Source organism: Rhodococcus sp. AH-ZY2, assembly GCF_030916465.1.
Classification (GTDB): Bacteria; Actinomycetota; Actinomycetes; order Mycobacteriales; family Mycobacteriaceae; genus Rhodococcus; species Rhodococcus ruber.
This window is the reverse complement of sequence record NZ_CP126457.1, coordinates 35,197-51,707: the sequence shown is the minus strand read 5'-3', so window position 1 is coordinate 51,707 and position 16,511 is coordinate 35,197. Positions and strand designations below refer to the sequence as shown.

At 66.5% G+C, this 16,511-nt stretch carries 13 protein-coding genes; 3 read left to right on the top strand and 10 right to left on the bottom strand.

Annotated features, from left to right (window positions below; translation table 11 throughout):
- Window positions 1-332: 332 nt before the first annotated feature.
- Window positions 333-905, bottom strand: a complete 573-nt coding sequence (locus tag QNA09_RS00230) for a hypothetical protein (protein ID WP_064257819.1) — start codon at window positions 903-905, stop codon at window positions 333-335.
- A 240-nt stretch (window positions 906-1,145) separates the two neighbouring features.
- On the opposite strand from QNA09_RS00230, the gene mobF reads away from it, so the two are divergent.
- From mobF to QNA09_RS00215, 3 genes are all read left to right on the top strand, one after another.
- Window positions 1,146-5,423, top strand: a complete 4,278-nt coding sequence (gene mobF, locus QNA09_RS00225; RefSeq protein ID WP_308071951.1) for a MobF family relaxase — start codon at window positions 1,146-1,148, stop codon at window positions 5,421-5,423.
- 48 nt (window positions 5,424-5,471) lie between these two features.
- A complete protein-coding gene (locus tag QNA09_RS00220) occupies window positions 5,472-6,614 on the top strand; it encodes a hypothetical protein (RefSeq protein WP_308071950.1) in 1,143 nt (380 codons plus the stop codon).
- A 108-nt stretch (window positions 6,615-6,722) separates the two neighbouring features.
- Entirely contained in the window at window positions 6,723-7,640 is a 918-nt protein-coding gene (locus QNA09_RS00215; RefSeq protein ID WP_308071949.1) for a hypothetical protein, read from the top strand.
- Between the two features lie 22 nt (window positions 7,641-7,662).
- Here QNA09_RS00215 and QNA09_RS29150 read toward each other — a convergent pair whose 3' ends face one another.
- From QNA09_RS29150 to QNA09_RS00175, 9 genes are all read right to left on the bottom strand, one after another.
- Complete coding sequence (locus tag QNA09_RS29150; protein ID WP_374121860.1) at window positions 7,663-8,148, bottom strand: GIY-YIG nuclease family protein; 486 nt, start codon at window positions 8,146-8,148, stop codon at window positions 7,663-7,665.
- Window positions 8,149-8,362: 214 nt separating this feature from the next.
- Window positions 8,363-8,596 (bottom strand): hypothetical protein, encoded by a 234-nt coding sequence (locus tag QNA09_RS00210; protein ID WP_308071948.1) that lies wholly within the window; start codon window positions 8,594-8,596, stop codon window positions 8,363-8,365.
- A gap of 368 nt (window positions 8,597-8,964) precedes the next feature.
- Window positions 8,965-9,519, bottom strand: a complete 555-nt coding sequence (locus QNA09_RS00205) for a hypothetical protein (RefSeq protein ID WP_308071947.1) — start codon at window positions 9,517-9,519, stop codon at window positions 8,965-8,967.
- Between the two features lie 174 nt (window positions 9,520-9,693).
- Complete coding sequence (locus QNA09_RS00200) at window positions 9,694-10,230, bottom strand: DUF4913 domain-containing protein (RefSeq protein WP_308071946.1); 537 nt, start codon at window positions 10,228-10,230, stop codon at window positions 9,694-9,696.
- Between the two features lie 2 nt (window positions 10,231-10,232).
- A complete protein-coding gene (locus tag QNA09_RS00195) occupies window positions 10,233-12,230 on the bottom strand; it encodes a TraM recognition domain-containing protein (RefSeq protein ID WP_308071945.1) in 1,998 nt (665 codons plus the stop codon).
- Between the two features lie 15 nt (window positions 12,231-12,245).
- Window positions 12,246-12,794: a hypothetical protein gene (locus QNA09_RS00190; protein WP_308071944.1), complete on the bottom strand. Its 549-nt coding sequence runs from the start codon at window positions 12,792-12,794 to the stop codon at window positions 12,246-12,248.
- A 14-nt stretch (window positions 12,795-12,808) separates the two neighbouring features.
- On the bottom strand, window positions 12,809-14,440 hold the full coding sequence (locus QNA09_RS00185; RefSeq protein ID WP_237211631.1) for a peptidoglycan DD-metalloendopeptidase family protein: 1,632 nt from the start codon (window positions 14,438-14,440) through the stop codon (window positions 12,809-12,811).
- A complete protein-coding gene (locus tag QNA09_RS00180; protein ID WP_308071943.1) occupies window positions 14,437-14,751 on the bottom strand; it encodes a hypothetical protein in 315 nt (104 codons plus the stop codon). The genes QNA09_RS00185 and QNA09_RS00180 overlap by 4 nt, the downstream gene beginning before the upstream one ends.
- Entirely contained in the window at window positions 14,748-16,508 is a 1,761-nt protein-coding gene (locus QNA09_RS00175; protein ID WP_237211632.1) for an ATP-binding protein, read from the bottom strand. The genes QNA09_RS00180 and QNA09_RS00175 overlap by 4 nt, the downstream gene beginning before the upstream one ends.
- Between the last annotated feature and the right edge of the window lie 3 nt (window positions 16,509-16,511).

Below are 16,511 nucleotides of genomic sequence, written 5' to 3'. Positions count from 1 at the left end.
CTCGTACCGCGAACCCCCCTGCCCCGTCGAGCAGTGAACGCCCCGAGAGCCGGCCGAGGGCGATCGCGTAGCGCAAGTTCTCGCTATGCGTGGACTCCACGAGGTGGTCGTGTCCCACGCGCAGGCACAACAGCTCGTTGCACTTGTGCTCACACACCACATTCGGTTCGAGAACGCCACGACACTCGCCTTAGACGGCCGCAACGAGTTGTCCACCAACGCACCCACCGCGCGGTTGATCCGACGACTTCGAGACGAGGTACTCGATATTGCACTCCGGGAAGCCGAAGTCGAGTGACGGCTCGCTGTCGACGCTCATGACCGAAGCAATGTCATGACGCTGCGGTTACCGGCTGGTTGTCGTCGGCAGCAGGCAACGGGGCAGGCGTAGCCGTCGCGGACCAGGCGCCGATACCGGACGCGGCCAGGTCGTCCTTCGCCTGGTCAATGATCTTCTTCGCCTCCCGCGTGCTCACGCCCAGCAGCGGCGCAAGTTCGGCGGCCGAAGCGTTCGCACTGAACTCCACGATCGCGAGTGCGTACTCACGCAGCAGCGACGACTCCTGCTCCTGCTCTTCCGGCGTCAGGTGCGTGCCGGCCGACTCTGCTTCCGCCTGCACGGCCTCGATCTTGGCGGCGTACTCCTGCTGGATCTTCGCGATGCGCCGATCCCGGGCCTTCTCCAGCTTCTCGATCGTGCGCTGCGGCGTGGCCGCCCGTGATTCGAGCACCGCGTCGAGCTTCGCCAGTTGCGCCGCTGCGTCGTGGATCGGAGCTGCCAACGCCTCCAGCTCGGCCTGCCGTGCCAGAAAGCGCTCCCTTTCGCGCCGCAGGTTCTCCCGAACGTTCGGGGTGGTGTGCGGGCGCAGGGAGCGGCGCGCTGCCGCCTTCGAAGACGTGGCCATGGCCCGGGAGTGTATCGGCTCGCGGCGGTTCCACACCGCTGCACACTCGGGCGCCGTGTCGGATCACAACTTTGGTTCCATTTCCGCCGACCCCCTCCCCTGTTACCTCACGACGGCACCCCTCGTCACGTGCCCAGAACCGTCGAGGTTCTGGGCACGCCCGGGCTGACTGTGGTCAGCTCCAAAACTTCTACACACCTCATGCACTGAAGTGCCGACATGGCAAGATCAACTCCCGTGATGACTGTCCACAAGCTCAACGCTGGGGACGGCTACGTCTATCTGACCAAGCACGTCGCCAAGGGCGACGCCACCGAGTCCCGCAAACCCGATGCGGTCGATTACTACCTCGCCAAGGGCACCCCGCCCGGCATCTGGTGCGGCAAGCTGGCCGAGAAGGTCGATGTCGAGGTCGGCACCGAAGTCACCGAATCCGCGATGCGGTCGGTGTTCGGCGCGGCCCGCATCCCGAACGCCTTGGACACCAAACCCGGACCCGGAGCGTCGGCCGAAGAGCACCTGAACTGGTCCAGGAAGACCGCCCTCGGTCGGGCATTTTCGTGGTTTCAGAACAGCCAGGAATACGTCCACGACGTCGAAGAACTGTGCACCGCCTACAAGGCGCAGCACGGCGAGTACCCCACCACCGAGACGAAGAAGGCACTCCAGCTCTCCACCGCCCGCAAGCACCTGGGCCGCGAAAACGGTGAGACGGCAGACCTGCTCAGCGACGAACAGGTATGGCAGTTCATCACTGAGCAGTACAACAAGGCCCGTCAGCCAGTGGCCGGCTACGACCTGGTATTCACCCCGATGAAGTCGATCTCGTTGCTGTGGGGACTCGGGGACGAGGAGGTCAAGGCCGCGGTCGAAGAAGCGCACAGGCAGGCCGTGGACGAAGCGTTGGCCTGGATCGAGAACGAGGTGATCTATACCCGCCGCGGCAAGGGCGGCGAGCGCAAGGTCAAGGCCGAAGGGCTGTTGATCGCCCGGTTCGACCACTTCGACAATCGCGCCGCGGACCCGAACCTGCACACCCACAGCGCGGTGCTCAATCGCGTCTATGCCGAGGGCCGCTGGACCACCATCGACGGCTCGATTCTCTACAAGGCGAACGTTGCGGCGTCGGAGAAGTACAACACCCGCGTGGCCGATCTGGTGGCCCGCAAGCTCGGTGTCACCTTCGCCCCCCGGCCCGATACACCGGTCGGCAAGCAGCCGGTCTACGAGGTCGAGGGCATCCCGCTATCCCTGATCGAGGAGTTCTCCCGCCGCGCCGCCATCGAGGCACGCCAGGAAGAGCTGGCCCGCGACTACAAGACCCGCTACGGCAAGAATCCGCCGAAGAAGGTGCAGTACGCCCACGCGCAACAGGCCACCCTCGACACCCGTAACGCCAAGAATCCCCCACGCTCACTGGCCGAACTGCGGGCCGAATGGCGCCGGCGCGCCGAGGCGATCCTCGTGGGAAGCAGTCCCGGCGAGCTGGTCGAATCCGTCCGCGGTGAGCGTGATCGCCGCCCGGAACTGGCACCCGAGCAGGTGCCGGCCCTCGTCGATGAAGTCGTCGACACGCTCTCGCACAAGGTCGGTTCGTGGACGGTGTTCTCGGTGACCGCCGAGATCGAAAGGCGACTGCGAGAGTTCAGTTTCGCCGACGACGAGCAGCTGCGCGCCATTCACGATGACGCGCTCGAACTCGCCCTGCGTGACTACTGCCTGCCCATCGACGTCGAGGAATACCACCTGCCCGAGCGGATCAGCGACCGGGTCGAACGGGGACGGCGGCGCAGTCTGCTGGTCGATCGCGCCGAGATGCGCTACACCGCTCAGTCGGTTCTCGACGCCGAGGACTTCATGCGCCAGCAGGCCGATATGGAGGACGAGCACACCATCTCTGAGCGGATCATCCGCCGCAAGTTGCGCCAGATCGAGAAGGCGAACGGGCACGAGCTCGGTGCCGATCAGCTCGCGCTAATCACGCACTTCCTCACCGCCGGCACGCGTGTGGCCGTGGCGGTCGGTGCGGCCGGTGCCGGCAAGACCACGGCGGCCACCGTGATCGCCCGGGCCTGGGAAGCGGTCAACGGAAGCGTCCTCGCCCTGGGGCCGTCGGCCCGGGCCGCCGAAGTGCTCGGTGAGGAGATTTCGGTGGAGGGACGCACCATCGCCGACGTGCTCACCCGCCACCGTGTCGGCATCCCGACCGGCATCGGCAGGGGTGATCTTCTGCTGGTGGACGAGGCGGGCATGGCCTCGGCCCGCGACCTGGCCGACTTGACGCGCATCGCCACCGAGGCCGGTGCGGTGGTGCGTTTGCTGGGTGATCCGCAGCAGCTCGCCTCCGTCGAAGCCGGTGGTGTGTTGCGGGATCTGGCCGATCGCACCAACGCCCCGTTCCTGCGCAAAGTCCACCGGTTCGCCACCGCCGGCGAGGCCGAGGCGAGCCTGCGGTTGCGCACGGGCGATGTGTCGGTGCTGGAGTGGTACGACGAGAACGACCGCGTCCGGCAGGGCATGGCGCACGAGTTGGCCGATCTGGTCTTCGACGCCTACGTCGCCGATGTCGAGGCCGGCCAGGTCGCCTTGATGGTCGCCCCGACCAACGATCTGGTGCGCCAGCTCAACGAGAAGGCTGCCGCCTACTACCGCGCCAATGGCACCGTCACCGGCCCCGGCATCGTCCTGGCGGACGGTCTCGAGGCCGCGGTCGGGGACGTGGTGGTCACCCGGAAGAACAACTCGAAGTACGTCGTGAAGGACTCCGACGGCAAGAAGGCCGGTCGGGTGAAGAACGGCGACCTGTGGACCGTCGCCGAGATCGGCGCCGACGGCTCGCTGCGGCTGCGCAACAACATCAGCTCAGGGGAGGTCACCGTCGCCGCCGACTACATCACCGACAACGTGCAACTCGGCTACGCGACCACGGTGCACCGCTCGCAGGGCATGACGGTGGGAAGCTGCCACGTGCTCGCCGGGGCGAACATGGACCGGCAGTCGCTGTATGTGGCGCTCAGCCGCGGCAAGAACACCAATATCGTCTATGCCGCGAGTGACGAGCTGCCCGACTGGGATTTCGAACATCACCCCGACGAGCATCCCGGTGCGATGGGTCTGCTGGCGAAGATCATCGCGCGCGACGGCTCGCAGCGCACCGTGCATCAGATGATCGAGGACGAACAGCGTAAGGCCGCGTCCTGGTCGACGATCACCGACACTTACATGTTGGTCCTCGGGGAGCTGTACGAGGACTACACCGAACAGCTGCTGAACCGGATCCTCACCGACGAGCAGTTCGGCTGGGTGCACGGCCTCGGCGGGTGGGACGCGATCGTCACCTACGTCGCCCAGTCGGAAACGTTCGGCTGGGACACCGAGGCCCTGCTGCGCCAGGCAGCATCGGTGATGAGCGCCGAAGGCAAGGCCGGCCGGATCGACACCGACAACAACTCCCCCGGCCGGGTCATCGCCCGCGCCCTGAAGAACCGCATCGAAGCCGAGGACGGACCGCAGCTGCCGCGCCGCCGCACCGACGCAGTGGCGGCCTACCGGATACCGGCGTTGACCGACGCTGCCGCCGGCACCGATCCGATCCTCGCTGCCTACGCCCGCTCGTGCGAGCAGCAGATGCACGCGTTCATCGACTCGTACACCACCGCCGCACTCGAACGCAGCGCACCGTGGATCGTCGCCGTCGGCCAGCGGGGAACGGACCCCCGGCGGGTGCGACTGTGGGAAACCACGGTGCGGGAGATCGCGATCTCGCGGGTGCTCGCCCACGCATCCGACGACGAGAACGATCCGATGGCGCACCTCCGCGAAGACCGGAAGACAGCCCTCACCGCGAACATCCAACGGTTGCACCGACCCGAGCAGGCCACCGACGAGGTGGTCGGCCCGTACGCCCGCTACACCGAAGCCGAACTGAATTCGGCACGGGTGCTCAGCCAAGGCCGGCTCACCGAAGACGCGATGCTGCTGTCGTTGGCGAAGGACGAGCTCGACCGGGCACGAGGCGAGGCGTCCGCTCTCGGAGCCGTCGAACGGTCCCTGGCGCAGGTCGAGATCGACGAACGCAACATAGCGGCGGTGCGTGCTGCCCGCGCTCGCCTCGACGCCCTGACCCGTTCCCCGCAGGCCACCGAACAGCAGATCCATGCCGCCCGCGCCGCCGTGGCCGCAGCAGAACAGGTGGCACCACTCAAGCGTCGCTGGGCAGTGATCGAACGCGGTGCACAGCACTATCGGGCTGCTGAAGCTGCCAAGGCCCGCGCCCGCGCCACCGACGACCAGGCCATCGGCCGGATCACCGACCGCATCACCCGACTCGACGAGTCGATCGACGCCGAACGCACCATCCTCGGCCAGATCGACGCCGAACTCGCTCGACGGAGCGCAGGCAGAACCGACTTCACCCGCGGCCACCAGCCGCGACGGACACAGGCGGACTCGTCGGCGAACGCCCCCATCGACCGCGACCCACTCGAACACGACAACGGTCCAGAACCGGAGCTGTAAGCCCGCCGGCTACGACCCCCGACTACGAACGGCACAAGGAGAAGGACTATGGCGGACAACGACCAGAAGCGACGGTTTCTGCGCAACCGCGGACGGTCGGCCCACCCCACCGACGCCTCGATTCCGCCGTCCTCGGAGACCGCGGCCCCGGCCGGTGCGCAGACGGTGCCGCAGCGCAGGCCGGCCAGGGCGCAAGCCAGCCAGGACGTTGTAGACCTCGTGGGTTTTCTCCGTGCAGCGGAGAATCGCCGCGCTCAGTGCCAGCCGTCGCCGACACCGAAGAACATGAAGGACGTTCTCGGTGCATTCCGTGGACAGCTGGCGCAGCAGACCACCATCCAGGTTCTGGCAGCGGCAGCCACCACTCGACACCTGGGCGCGCAGTCGCAGAACACCCGCAGATGGGAGCAGTTGGCGCAGGAGAATGCTGCGCGACTCGAAGCGCTGAGAGCACAGCAGTACCGCCAAGAACAGCAGCGGTACGTGCAAGTGCAGATGCCCCCGGAGGAGATCCAGCGGTGCATGGCCGAGAAAGAAGCCGCCGACCGGGACAGTGACAATCGAGCCTTCGACGCGGCCGCAGCTCTCGCGTTGAGCTACGTCGCGGCCAAGAGTGTGCCGTCGTTCGACAAGCTCGCCGAACTGTCCGAACAGCACCTCTCGGTTGAACGGGCATCGGAAGTTCCGGAATCGGTGACCGAATCCTTCGCCCGTACCGCCGACGAGCAGACCGCCACAGCAGGCGCCGCGGCAGAGATGAACGTCGACGAGTCCGCGAGCAGCCCGGAAGCGTCCAGCGACACCGACCCGCAGAGCGAACCGGCCGCTGCGGTCGACGTCGCCGAGGACGCGGACGTGTCCGCCCAGCTCGAACACGTGCCCCAGTCCGAGCAGAAGCGTGAAACCGATCCGGGCAAGATCGGGTCCGCCCTTGAGTCGGCCGGCCGGGGTCTGGCCACAGCGATCGGCCCGATCAACGGCGACGACGAGGTGGCCCCGCCCCTGTCCCCCGTCGATCTGAACCGTCTCAGCCAAGAACTGCTGTCAGCGATCGGTGCCGCCATGAACAGTCACCCCCGATCGGTGACCGAGATGCTCAACATCGAACGCCAACCCGACCACACCAACGAAACCGCGTTCGTCCCCCACATGGGAGTCGAACACAGTCAGGAAGCAACACTCGGTTACTGACCCCAGGACACCACTGTGGGGGCCACCCGGCGGTGGCCCCCACAGCCGTTATGCCAACACCACGAGTTGTAGCCGCGCGGCCAGCCACCCGTCTGGTTTGATCGCGGCGTGCAGCACGAGAACGTGGACAAGGACCCAGACCTCCGGAAGTCGAGCGACCTTGGAGAGGAAAGCACCGGTTCGACGCCGGAGCCGAAGTGGTGGCAGTCGCGTTGGGCACGGTGGGGCGGCGCAATCGTCGGAGCGTTTGCCGGAACTGTGCTCGCGGTCATCGCGATCCTGGCTGGGTTCAAGGTGTTCGGCTGGATCACCGGAGATTGGTTCGACTCGACTGATGTCGGAGCAGCCGGCGCATGGGCCAGTGCTGTTGGTGCCACATTCCTTGCGTTTGCCTCTGTCTGGCTTGCTGTGCAGGCGAATAGGCAAGCACGGAAGACCGAAGAGAACGCCCAAATCGAAGCGGGCAAAATCGAAAAGCGGCACAGGGCCGAACTGCAAGCAGCTGAACGTCGCCTCATGAATGAGTTGGACGTGGGGCGCAGACATCAGCAAGTGGAAGCTCTCGGGCCTATCTGGACTGCGATCGCCACTCTCGAAGTGCCGGCAACTAACCTGGAAATGGCGATGAGGGCTGTCCAGTGGCGCCAGAACGAACTCATCAAGTACAACCCTGGTACACCTGAACATGCCACCGCTAATGCCGAGGTAAAGGAGTCCGCTAACGAATTAAGACGTGAACTTCAGAACTTCGCACCGCTTATCATGGCCGCAGAGATCTCTTTCACTTCGGCACTCATGCTCGTCGACGAACCTAATACACTCCAAACACTCGAAGCTTCCTATGGCGCTTTCACTGCATTCAGAAAAGTTATCATTACTGCCGCTAACCGAGCTATCGAGCGTCAAACCATCGACTTGAGTGGTATCAAGCCCGCGAAGACGGCGCTGAATGGGACTCGTGCCCCCATGGTGAAGGCGGTGCGAGCGCATCTCACACAGTCCAGACCGCTACGACTGTTCGACTAGCTAGGGGCAGGACGAAGACTGATCACGGGTACCGTCCACCCACGCCAGGGTTCGGCAGCACAGGGAGCTCCCGTGCGTTTGCCCTGGCGAGGTATCGGAGCCCGCTCATCCTGGCCGAGAACGCGCAGTTCGCGTTACCCGAGATGTTGAGCGGGAGGACGAGCTTGCCGAAGAGTCGTTCTTCCAACTCCCAGGGCCTGTGATCGACAATCCAAGCCACTCGTGCGTGGTGGTGCATCCACCGCGAAAGCTCACGCTCGCCCTCTCCGAAGTGCATCCGCGTGCCGGAGCCGAAGCGTCGGAGTTCAATCCCGAGTGTCGGAGCGAGAAGACATCCGAGACTCAGGCGCAACGTCGACCCTTCTGCGTTCCCGGAGTAGTGGGTCGAGATCCGAGACCGAAGGGTCTGACTGCTAGCGAGACGTCCATTCTTCGGCGGGGCCTTCGGGCTGATACCGACGTACAGGAGGGTAAGGCCGTCGCGCTCAACGCACCCCGTGGTGTCCACTTCTCCGGGCAACTCATCGACCACCACGCGTAGACGCCGCCTTCCCTCGGAACGGGACTTCCAGTGCCAACCGCGACCTCACGGCGGACAGGCTCACAGGACAAGATTCGGTGGACATCGATGTCTAGCGGGGCGGGATCAAGCGAAGGTCGGTCTATTTGCGGCGTCACGGCGATGATCTTTTCACCTGGCGCCAGGAAGCAGGGCGTGCCCTCTAGGTACCGATATCGTCGAACGCGGCGATGATGTGCGCAGTGGGGTTGCTACCGCTCGTGAACTGCTGGACCTTCACACCCTTCGTCCCACCTCGAAGCTCCGCACCCTGGCGACCGATCTTCACACGGCCATCCGCCATTCGAACAACCTTCAAGCCATCCGGCCACTCCGTTGTCTCGTTGCCGGCCTGGTTGATGTAGGTACGTGGGACACCGAATTGGAAATCGCTCATGGAGAGAGGATGTCAGGCGCGCATCGTGCGACTGCCACTTGCCCAAGATTGCCAGGACGCACGGTCGATTCTCGGGTTCGGGCCCACTTTGCGTGATGACGCAACAGCACGGCGCCGCGCAGGGCCCGTTCCATGCGAAGGCGGCGACGTGCCCGAACCACACCCCGAGATCCCCTGCTTGTGGATCGATATGGCGGTCACCCTCGGCAGCAGAATCACACTGTCGTGGGTGTACACCGAGGTCACCGCCCTCACCCGTTCACCTCGGGAGAGGACGTGGATCCTCGATCCGTTGTGCCTCAGTCCGTTGGTGCTGACACCGGTCTGAAAACTCCAGGACTCGGTCGAAGAACCTCGGAAGTGGCGATTCAGTGGCATCTGTCGAAATTCAAGATTTTTTGGTAATACGGGCTCACGGTCGTATGACTGATGAACGAGGCACTTTCCGTGCTCCCATCGGAGTATGTCGCGATTGTTTTCCCGTGGAAGGTGTTGGTGAAGGCCCCCTGCGTCGAAGTGCTCCCAGTGCCTTGACCTTCGGTAGTCGCGGTGACTGTCGGCAGCGACGGATCCAGCGGGACGCCGGTGAGCGACTCCGTGATATCTGCCCGGAGAACTCTTCTTCCACCTGGGTTTTCGAGAAAATGGACAGTCACGGTAACCGTGTCGGTCAAGGTGTAGGTGGGTCCCCCGTTGCAGGTCACCGGCCCATCGAACGTGAAGGAAGAGGTGTAGGTTTCGGTGCTGCGCTCGACCGGTGCCGCAGACACAGTGCCCGCTGCGCCGACGAAACCAACCGCCATCGCGATTGTTCCGGCAGCGAAGGCGATCGCCGCTCTCCGCGCACTACCACTTTCACTACGTCGATGTCTGCGTGTCATATTCATGAATCCCCCATTTCTGCAAGATTCGGTGAGGATCATCGAAGTGCTCCGAGGTGCTCGCCGAAGTGGCTCACTTGTGGGCAGCTCTCACTCTAACTGCTGCACCAGAATGCGTTTGCCCTATTCACAATCTAAGGGGGTTGGCAGTACCTCAGACGTTGGTACCCCGCTGGAAATCAGTCCAAGTATCTCTACGCGGATTTCCCTTGACACTCACCCGCTGTGCTGCGTAAGGATCGCGTTGAGAACAGCTGTAGGTACAGGGTCCGAGGACATGGCCGGCCAGCCCATGAAGCTGCGATCGGCCTTGGCGTTGGCCATCGGTCCGGTGTCGCCGTCGAGGATGACCCGCAGGTGCGGTTCGAGGTGCTGAATCCACCACGAGGACATCGCAGACATCGAGTCCGACGCTCGTGCTTCCTCCCAGGCTTGGTGCAGGGCGGTCAGGCGGGCGACGACCTCCGGGTAAGCCCACCACCTTGCGTCCCAGGACAGGCCGCCGTCGTTGTCACTGATCCGGCGGCGGATCACCGGCAGGAAGAACCCGTGGACGAACTCCATGACGTTCGGGTACTTCGGTTCCTTCTTCTCCTGCTGAGACTCCGTCGAAGGTTCCGGGGCGACCGGTGGCTGAGGCTGCGTCGAGGATTCCGGTGCGGCCGGTAGCAGGGTCGCCTCGGCGCCGGCGCCGTCCCCGGCTTCGTTGCCGGTGTCCCAGCGATCGTCGGTCGTTTGCGGCAGATTCACCATGCTCATTCCTTCGACATGAACTCGGACGTAAACAGGGCAGCAGTGCGGGAAGACTCCACGACGGGCACGTCGGCCACGGTCGTCTGCTCCCTTGAGGGGTAGTTGTCCTCGGTTGTCTGCGGGGGACGGTCGGCCACCGGCCGGTCGGAGTATCCGGCGGGCAGGGCCTTCTGCTGGGGAGGTGGGAGTTGCTGGCTGTTCCGCTTGGACTGGCGGATCGCCTCGGCGAACGGTGAGTCACCCCAGAACGCTTTGCGGATCAGGATCGGGGTGCTGCCACCGATGGTGACCAGGGCACGGGTTTTCGGTAGTGCCCGCAGGTCCCGCTTTTCGAAGATGGTTTCCTTCTGCCAGCTGCTCGACACGCTCGCCTGGCTGCTGGAGAAGAAGCTGGCGGGGCGACTGCGGGATTCGGTGTCGACGTAGTGGGTGCCGACGGCATCGACCAGGCCGGACAGGAACGCGTCGTCTTCGACGTTGCCGCCGTACCAGATCACGCTGCACGCATCGACCATGGACTTGAAGGCTTCGCGTCCCCAGACCTTCTCGCCCTGGGAGGGGGACTGGAAGAAGGTGATGAGGATGATCCCGCGGCCACCGAAGTGCGAATACCAGCGCGGCAGGTCCTCGATCTTGCAGATGTTGGCGGCCTCGTCGAGCACCGCCGTCAACGGCATCGGCATCCGTTCGGATGCCTGCTGCTCGGAGTATTCCTCCGCGCAGGTCAGGATCTGGCCGACCAGGGCACTCGAGATCGCCGAGGACGAGCCGGGGCCGTCCTTCGACAGCGCATACATCGTGTCCGTGCGGCGGACGAACTCGTCCGCGAGGAATTCCGGCAGGTCGTGGATGTGCTGGCCGGGTGTGACGGTGACCTGGCCGGTTTGGTCGGTGCCGATGACCACCCGCCGGTTCGGCAGGACCGCTTCGGCGTAGCGAGGCTCGTCCAACGGCGAGAGGAATCGCCGGGCCATGTCGTAGAAGCCGTCGCGCTGTTTGGCGTTGACGGCCTGCTTACCGCGCATCGTGCGGGCGAGTTCCGGGTAGCCGTGCTGCTCGAGCACCGCCGGGGGGATCTGCGACTGGGTGTGGGTCAGCCACTCGACCACATGCCGGATGTCCCCGCCGGCCAGCGCGGCGGCGAGCAGGTAGGAGGCGAACAGATCCCGGGCGTTGCCGTCGAAGTAGGCATCGACACGGGCACCGGCATCGGTGGCGGCGGAGACGAAGTAGCCGCACACCGCCGCAGCAGAGGGCAGGTCGGTGACGGTGCGCAGCGGATCGAACCAGAACGTGGCTCGCTGCTGCCGGTTGCCGGTGCTCACCCCTTGCAGGTCGAACACCCACACCCGCCCGCTCTGGCGGCGGATCCCGACGGTGTGCGAGTAGACATCCCCGCGGTTGGAGGCCACCAGCGCCGCCCCGGGGGCGTGGCAGATCGCCGGGATCGCGAACGATGCGGATTTGCCCATCCGGGCACCGGCGAACGCGATCGCCACGAATTCCCAGGTCATCCGCAAGGTGCGGTTGCCGACAACCGTGTGTCCGAGCGGGATACCGAGGTAGCCGGGATGGTCGGTCGGGATCGCCGGGGCGAGCTGGGCGGCGCTGGCCGCGAGGTACGTCGGGTCGGCCTCGTCGACCTCCTTTGTGTCGACCATCGTGCGGGCGAGACGATCGATGCGCTTTTCGAACCGCGTGCCTCGACGGTGCTCGAGCACCCCGAACCGGCGCAGCGCCCACCAGCTCGCGCCCACGATCGCCGCGACCATGAGCACCTCGAGGATCAGGACGATCGTCGCCCCCGGCGGCCAGTTGGTCGACCCCAATGCCAGGGCGAAGAACAGGCCGATCGGGTTCCAGGTGGGGTTCTCTCCCCCGCCGGTGTTGTAGGCGATCGTCGGCAGGTACGCCACGACCACCAGGGCGGAAAGTGCCTCGAGGAACACCTCGTCGGCGCTGGAGGAGGTGCGGGGCCGATCGCGTCGCGTCTGTGGCATGGTCGTGCGCCCCTTCTACTGCTGGAATCGGTAGTCGGTCAGGCGCCACCCGTCGTCGGTGCGGGTGACGGTGGTGCGCCAGGTCTGCGGCGTCAGGCGGGTGCTGCGCCCGCTGGCGTGCAGCACCGTCTGGGTGCAAGTCACGTCGAGGACGAGGGTGCGCATCCCGGCCGGGGCGGCCGGGGTCGAGGCGGCCCGCACACAGGTCGCGGCCACCGCGTCCTTCGAGGCCGCCCACTGCTGCCAGTCCGCATCCGGGCGTACCTCGGCACGGGTGCCGGATTCGGCGACGGCGAGCAGGTCCCCGCCGAGATACGCCGTGGCCCGGATCAGGGCGTCGGCCTTGCTCTCGTCGATCGCGGGCTGCCAGGACAGGATCATCTGCATCGCCGTGATCGCGGTGTCGTCGGCGTCGATCTGTTGCGGCGAGAGCGGCTCGATCACCTGGTGGTCGTCGCTGCCCTCATGAACGTGCTGGCCGTCGGGGGTGTCGCTGCCGCAGCCCGCCAACGCGACGGCGGCCGCGGTGCACACCGCCGCGACGGTGACTCGTGTGATCCTCACGGGCTTACCTCTTTTCACTGGTTGCCCATCGCCCGGTACTGCGGTTCGGCGGCGAGGATCGTGTCGGCGTAGGGGCGGGTCTGGACCACGTAGTCGGTGTGTCCGGTCGGGAAGCCCCCGGAGGCCAGGACCGCGCCTTCGCCGGCGTTGTAGCCGGCCAGGTACAGCTCGGTCCGCCCGTTCGGGGCACTGACCGTGCCCTCGTCGATCCAGCCGTCGACGGTGACGGCGATGGTGCACATGTAATGCCCTTGCGCCATGACCGCATCGCCGATGCTGTTCACATCGACCCGGCCGTCGCCGTCGTAGTCCTGGCCGTAGCTCGCCCACGTGCCCGGCATGAACTGCGCCGGTCCCCTCGCTCCCGTGACCGACACCGGGGCGGTGTCCCCGTGGCGGAAGCCGTTCTCGGCCGAGAGTTGCGCGGCGAGCAGCGACGGCGTGATCTGCGGGCAGATCGACCCGGCCCGCTCGATCCACGGCACGAACTCGTCCGGCACCGTGCCGTCGGCGAGCCGGTCGCCGATGCCCTCGCCGGAGATGCGGCAGTCGGCGGCCGCGGCGGTGGCGTTGCCGCTGCCGCCGGGCAGCGATCCCCACGACACCAACCTCTCGTCGGTGCCCTGACCCCGGACGGACACGTGCACGTGGTCGTAGTGGTTCTGGGTCTCGCTGCCGCGGTCCTCCATCAGGCTCGGGGCACCGCCGACGGGGTAGTAGGTCTGCCGCCAGATCACGTATTCGACGTCGAAGAACGCCGCATTGGCCAGGACGAAGTCGGTGATCTCGTCCCCGAGCGCCACCCCGTCGCCGGAGCGGTGGTGCGGGATCATCACATCGATGGCCCGGCCTTCGGTGTGATCGGTCGCGTAACCGCCGCCTGGGCGCCAGCCGCCGATACCCCCGATCCGGTCGCCGAACTTCAGGTGGGCTGCGCGAGCGACCTTTTTCGCATCGACCTGTAGGCCCTGCTCGGAGCCGGCCGACGGCGGCAACGGCTGCGCCAGATTCCCCTGGGACGGGGCCGGCGGAACCGAGGTGGTCGGCCCGGCCGAGGACTGTCCCGGTGCGGGGGCGGCGTCGTAGTACGGCAGCGGGTCCACCGCTTCGGTGCCCCAGCCGCCGGGCCAGAGTTCCCAGTGCAGGTGCGGGCCGGTCGATTCCCCGCGGTTGCCCAGGGTGGCGATCTGCTGACCGGCGCGGACCTGCTCACCGGCGGCGACGGTGTAGGTGTCGATGTGCCCGTACACGGTGGACACGATCTGCCCACCCTGCACGTGGTCGAGGACCACCCACTGCCCGAACCCGCTGGCGGGGCCGGCATGGCGCACCACCGCGTCGGCCGAGGCATAGATGGGGGTGCCGACGGCGCCGGCCAGGTCGATGCCCTGATGCTGGGTCCCCCACCGCTCACCGAACCCGGAGGTGAGGGTGACCGCGGAGGGATCGACCGGCTTGAGGAACGAGCCCCTCGGGGCGAGCCGGTCCCCCGACCCCACACCCGAACCGGGGCCGAGGCAGGTCGTGCCGTTCTCGCGGTCTTGTTCGTCCTGGATCCCCATCACCAGCACGAGGAGCAGGAAGAACGGAATGAGTGTGAGCGCCAGGATCAGCGCGATCAGCCCGGTGCCCCCCTTGTCGGTCACCGCAGGCTCAGATCCTCGACCACGACCCCGTGCGTGCGCGCCAACGCCCGGTTCAGCTCCTGCGCCAGCGCCAGCTCCGCTTCCAACGCGGCGACATCGCGTTCGGTGCGGCGCGGGCGACGGCCGGAGCGGTTGACCCAGCCCCGCACCGTCGTCTCGGCCACATCCAGCTGCGCCGCGGCAGCTCGCGTCGCGGCGGTGAAGCTGTCCCCGGCCTGCATGCGCTGAAGGACCGCCTCGATCGCGGCCTCACGGGTGAGCTCGTCGACCAGGGTGTACCGGCGAGTGCCGGGACGCTGACGCCGGCTCATGCTGCGAACTCCGTGCCCCGGTCTTCGTCGGCGGCCCGCAGACGGGCATCGGTGTCGTGAATCCCGGAGTCCTTCTCCGCCTGGGGCACCCACACCTTGAACGGCGTGCCCGGCGTCGCGCCCTCGCCGAGCTTGAGCAGAAAATGCCCGACACCGGCCGCGGTGCGCGTGCTGTCCGCCACGCCGGGAGCACCGTCAGCCGAGGCCAGCGCCTTGCGGCGGGCTTGGCGCAGTGCCTTCTTCTCCTCCACCGAGGAGGTGCTGTCGTTGGCCCAGCCGGTGACCATCGCGCGTTCTGCCTGCGAGAACTTCATGAACTTCCCGAGGCGGTCGAGTTCGGCCTCGGGGACCGGGCCGACGATCCGGGCGCGGGAGCGTTCGATCATGCCCAACGCCCCGACCTTCTCGAAGTCCGCCAACGAGTGGGTGACCAGCGTCATCGCCACACCCATCGACCGCTGCAACCGCTGCACCGCATCCAGGCGCGCCACCGCCGAGCTGCCGGTCTGGATCACCTGCCAGACCTCGTCCAAGATGATGTGCGCCGCGATCGACTTCGCGCCGGGCACCTTGTTGTCGGCCAGGATGTGCGCCGCCTCCACCGCCGCGAACGCCTCGTTCCAGCCGGCGAGCAACACCGCGGCCCGCATCAACTCGTCCCCCGGCGGCACCGAGGACATGTCCAGGTCCACCATCGGCTTGGCGATATCGATCCGCACGGTGCTGTGCCGGTTGAAGGTCTCCCCGAACCGGCCCTTGACCAACGCGCGCAGCGAGCGCAGCAGCGGTTTGATCTGGCCGCGGTATTCCTCGTCGGTGTCGGCCACCGCGTCGTCCCTCAGCTCGTCCGGGCCGGCGGCGATCAGCGTCAGCAGGTCCTCGATCCGGGCCGCATGAGCGTTGTCGAACTGCGAGCCGGGTGCGTAGAGCAGCCGGATCGCCGAGGCCAGCAGGGTTTCCTCGAAGTCCTTCAGCGGGCCGCGGCGGACGATCTCGAGCAGCGCGCAGATCATGTTGAGCTGGCGGGCATGCAGCGCGAACTCGGCCTTCTCCCGTTCGAGGGAACCGGCGGGCAGCCTCACGATCGCGTCCCCGATCGGGCCGCGGTCGAGCGGGTTGATCGCGCCGGTGCCGTAGCCGACCTCGCTGACCTGCCCGCCGACCTGCTCGGCGAGGACCCGCAGGTCCGGCTTGACGTCGCCGGGCACGAGCACGAGCGTGCCGCGGGCGATGTCGCCGAGGGCGATGCGGCGCAGCAGGGTGGATTTGCCGAAGCCGTTGAGGGCGCAGATGAAACAGGACGGGGCGGTGATCGCCTTCATCTTCCAGGCGTAGAGCGGATCGAAACCGACTGCGGCTCCGGTGGTCAGGTGCCGGCCGAGCGGGGTGCCCAGCAGCGGGGCCTTCGCCCCGACGATCCACGGGTAGATCCCGGCGACCTGCACACTCGTGCCGCGGTATTCGACCGGGGGCATCACCGTGGACATCCGGCCCCCGCCGGGGCCGTCGAATCCGCGGGCGTCGAGGTCGGCGACCTGTCGGTCGAAGCCGTCGGTGTTGATTCGGGTCAACCGCTCCACCGTCGCCCGGCGACTGTACTGGCGGGTGACCAGGCTTTTCTTCCATGCCTTCTTGAGTCCGGTTGCGGTGGCGGCCTGCTCTTCGAGGCGGGAGAGCTCGTCGTCCGACAGCAGAGTCTTGGCGATCTTCTCCGCTGTGAGCAGCCGCGACGATCTCGTGGCATTGCGTGCACTCATGCC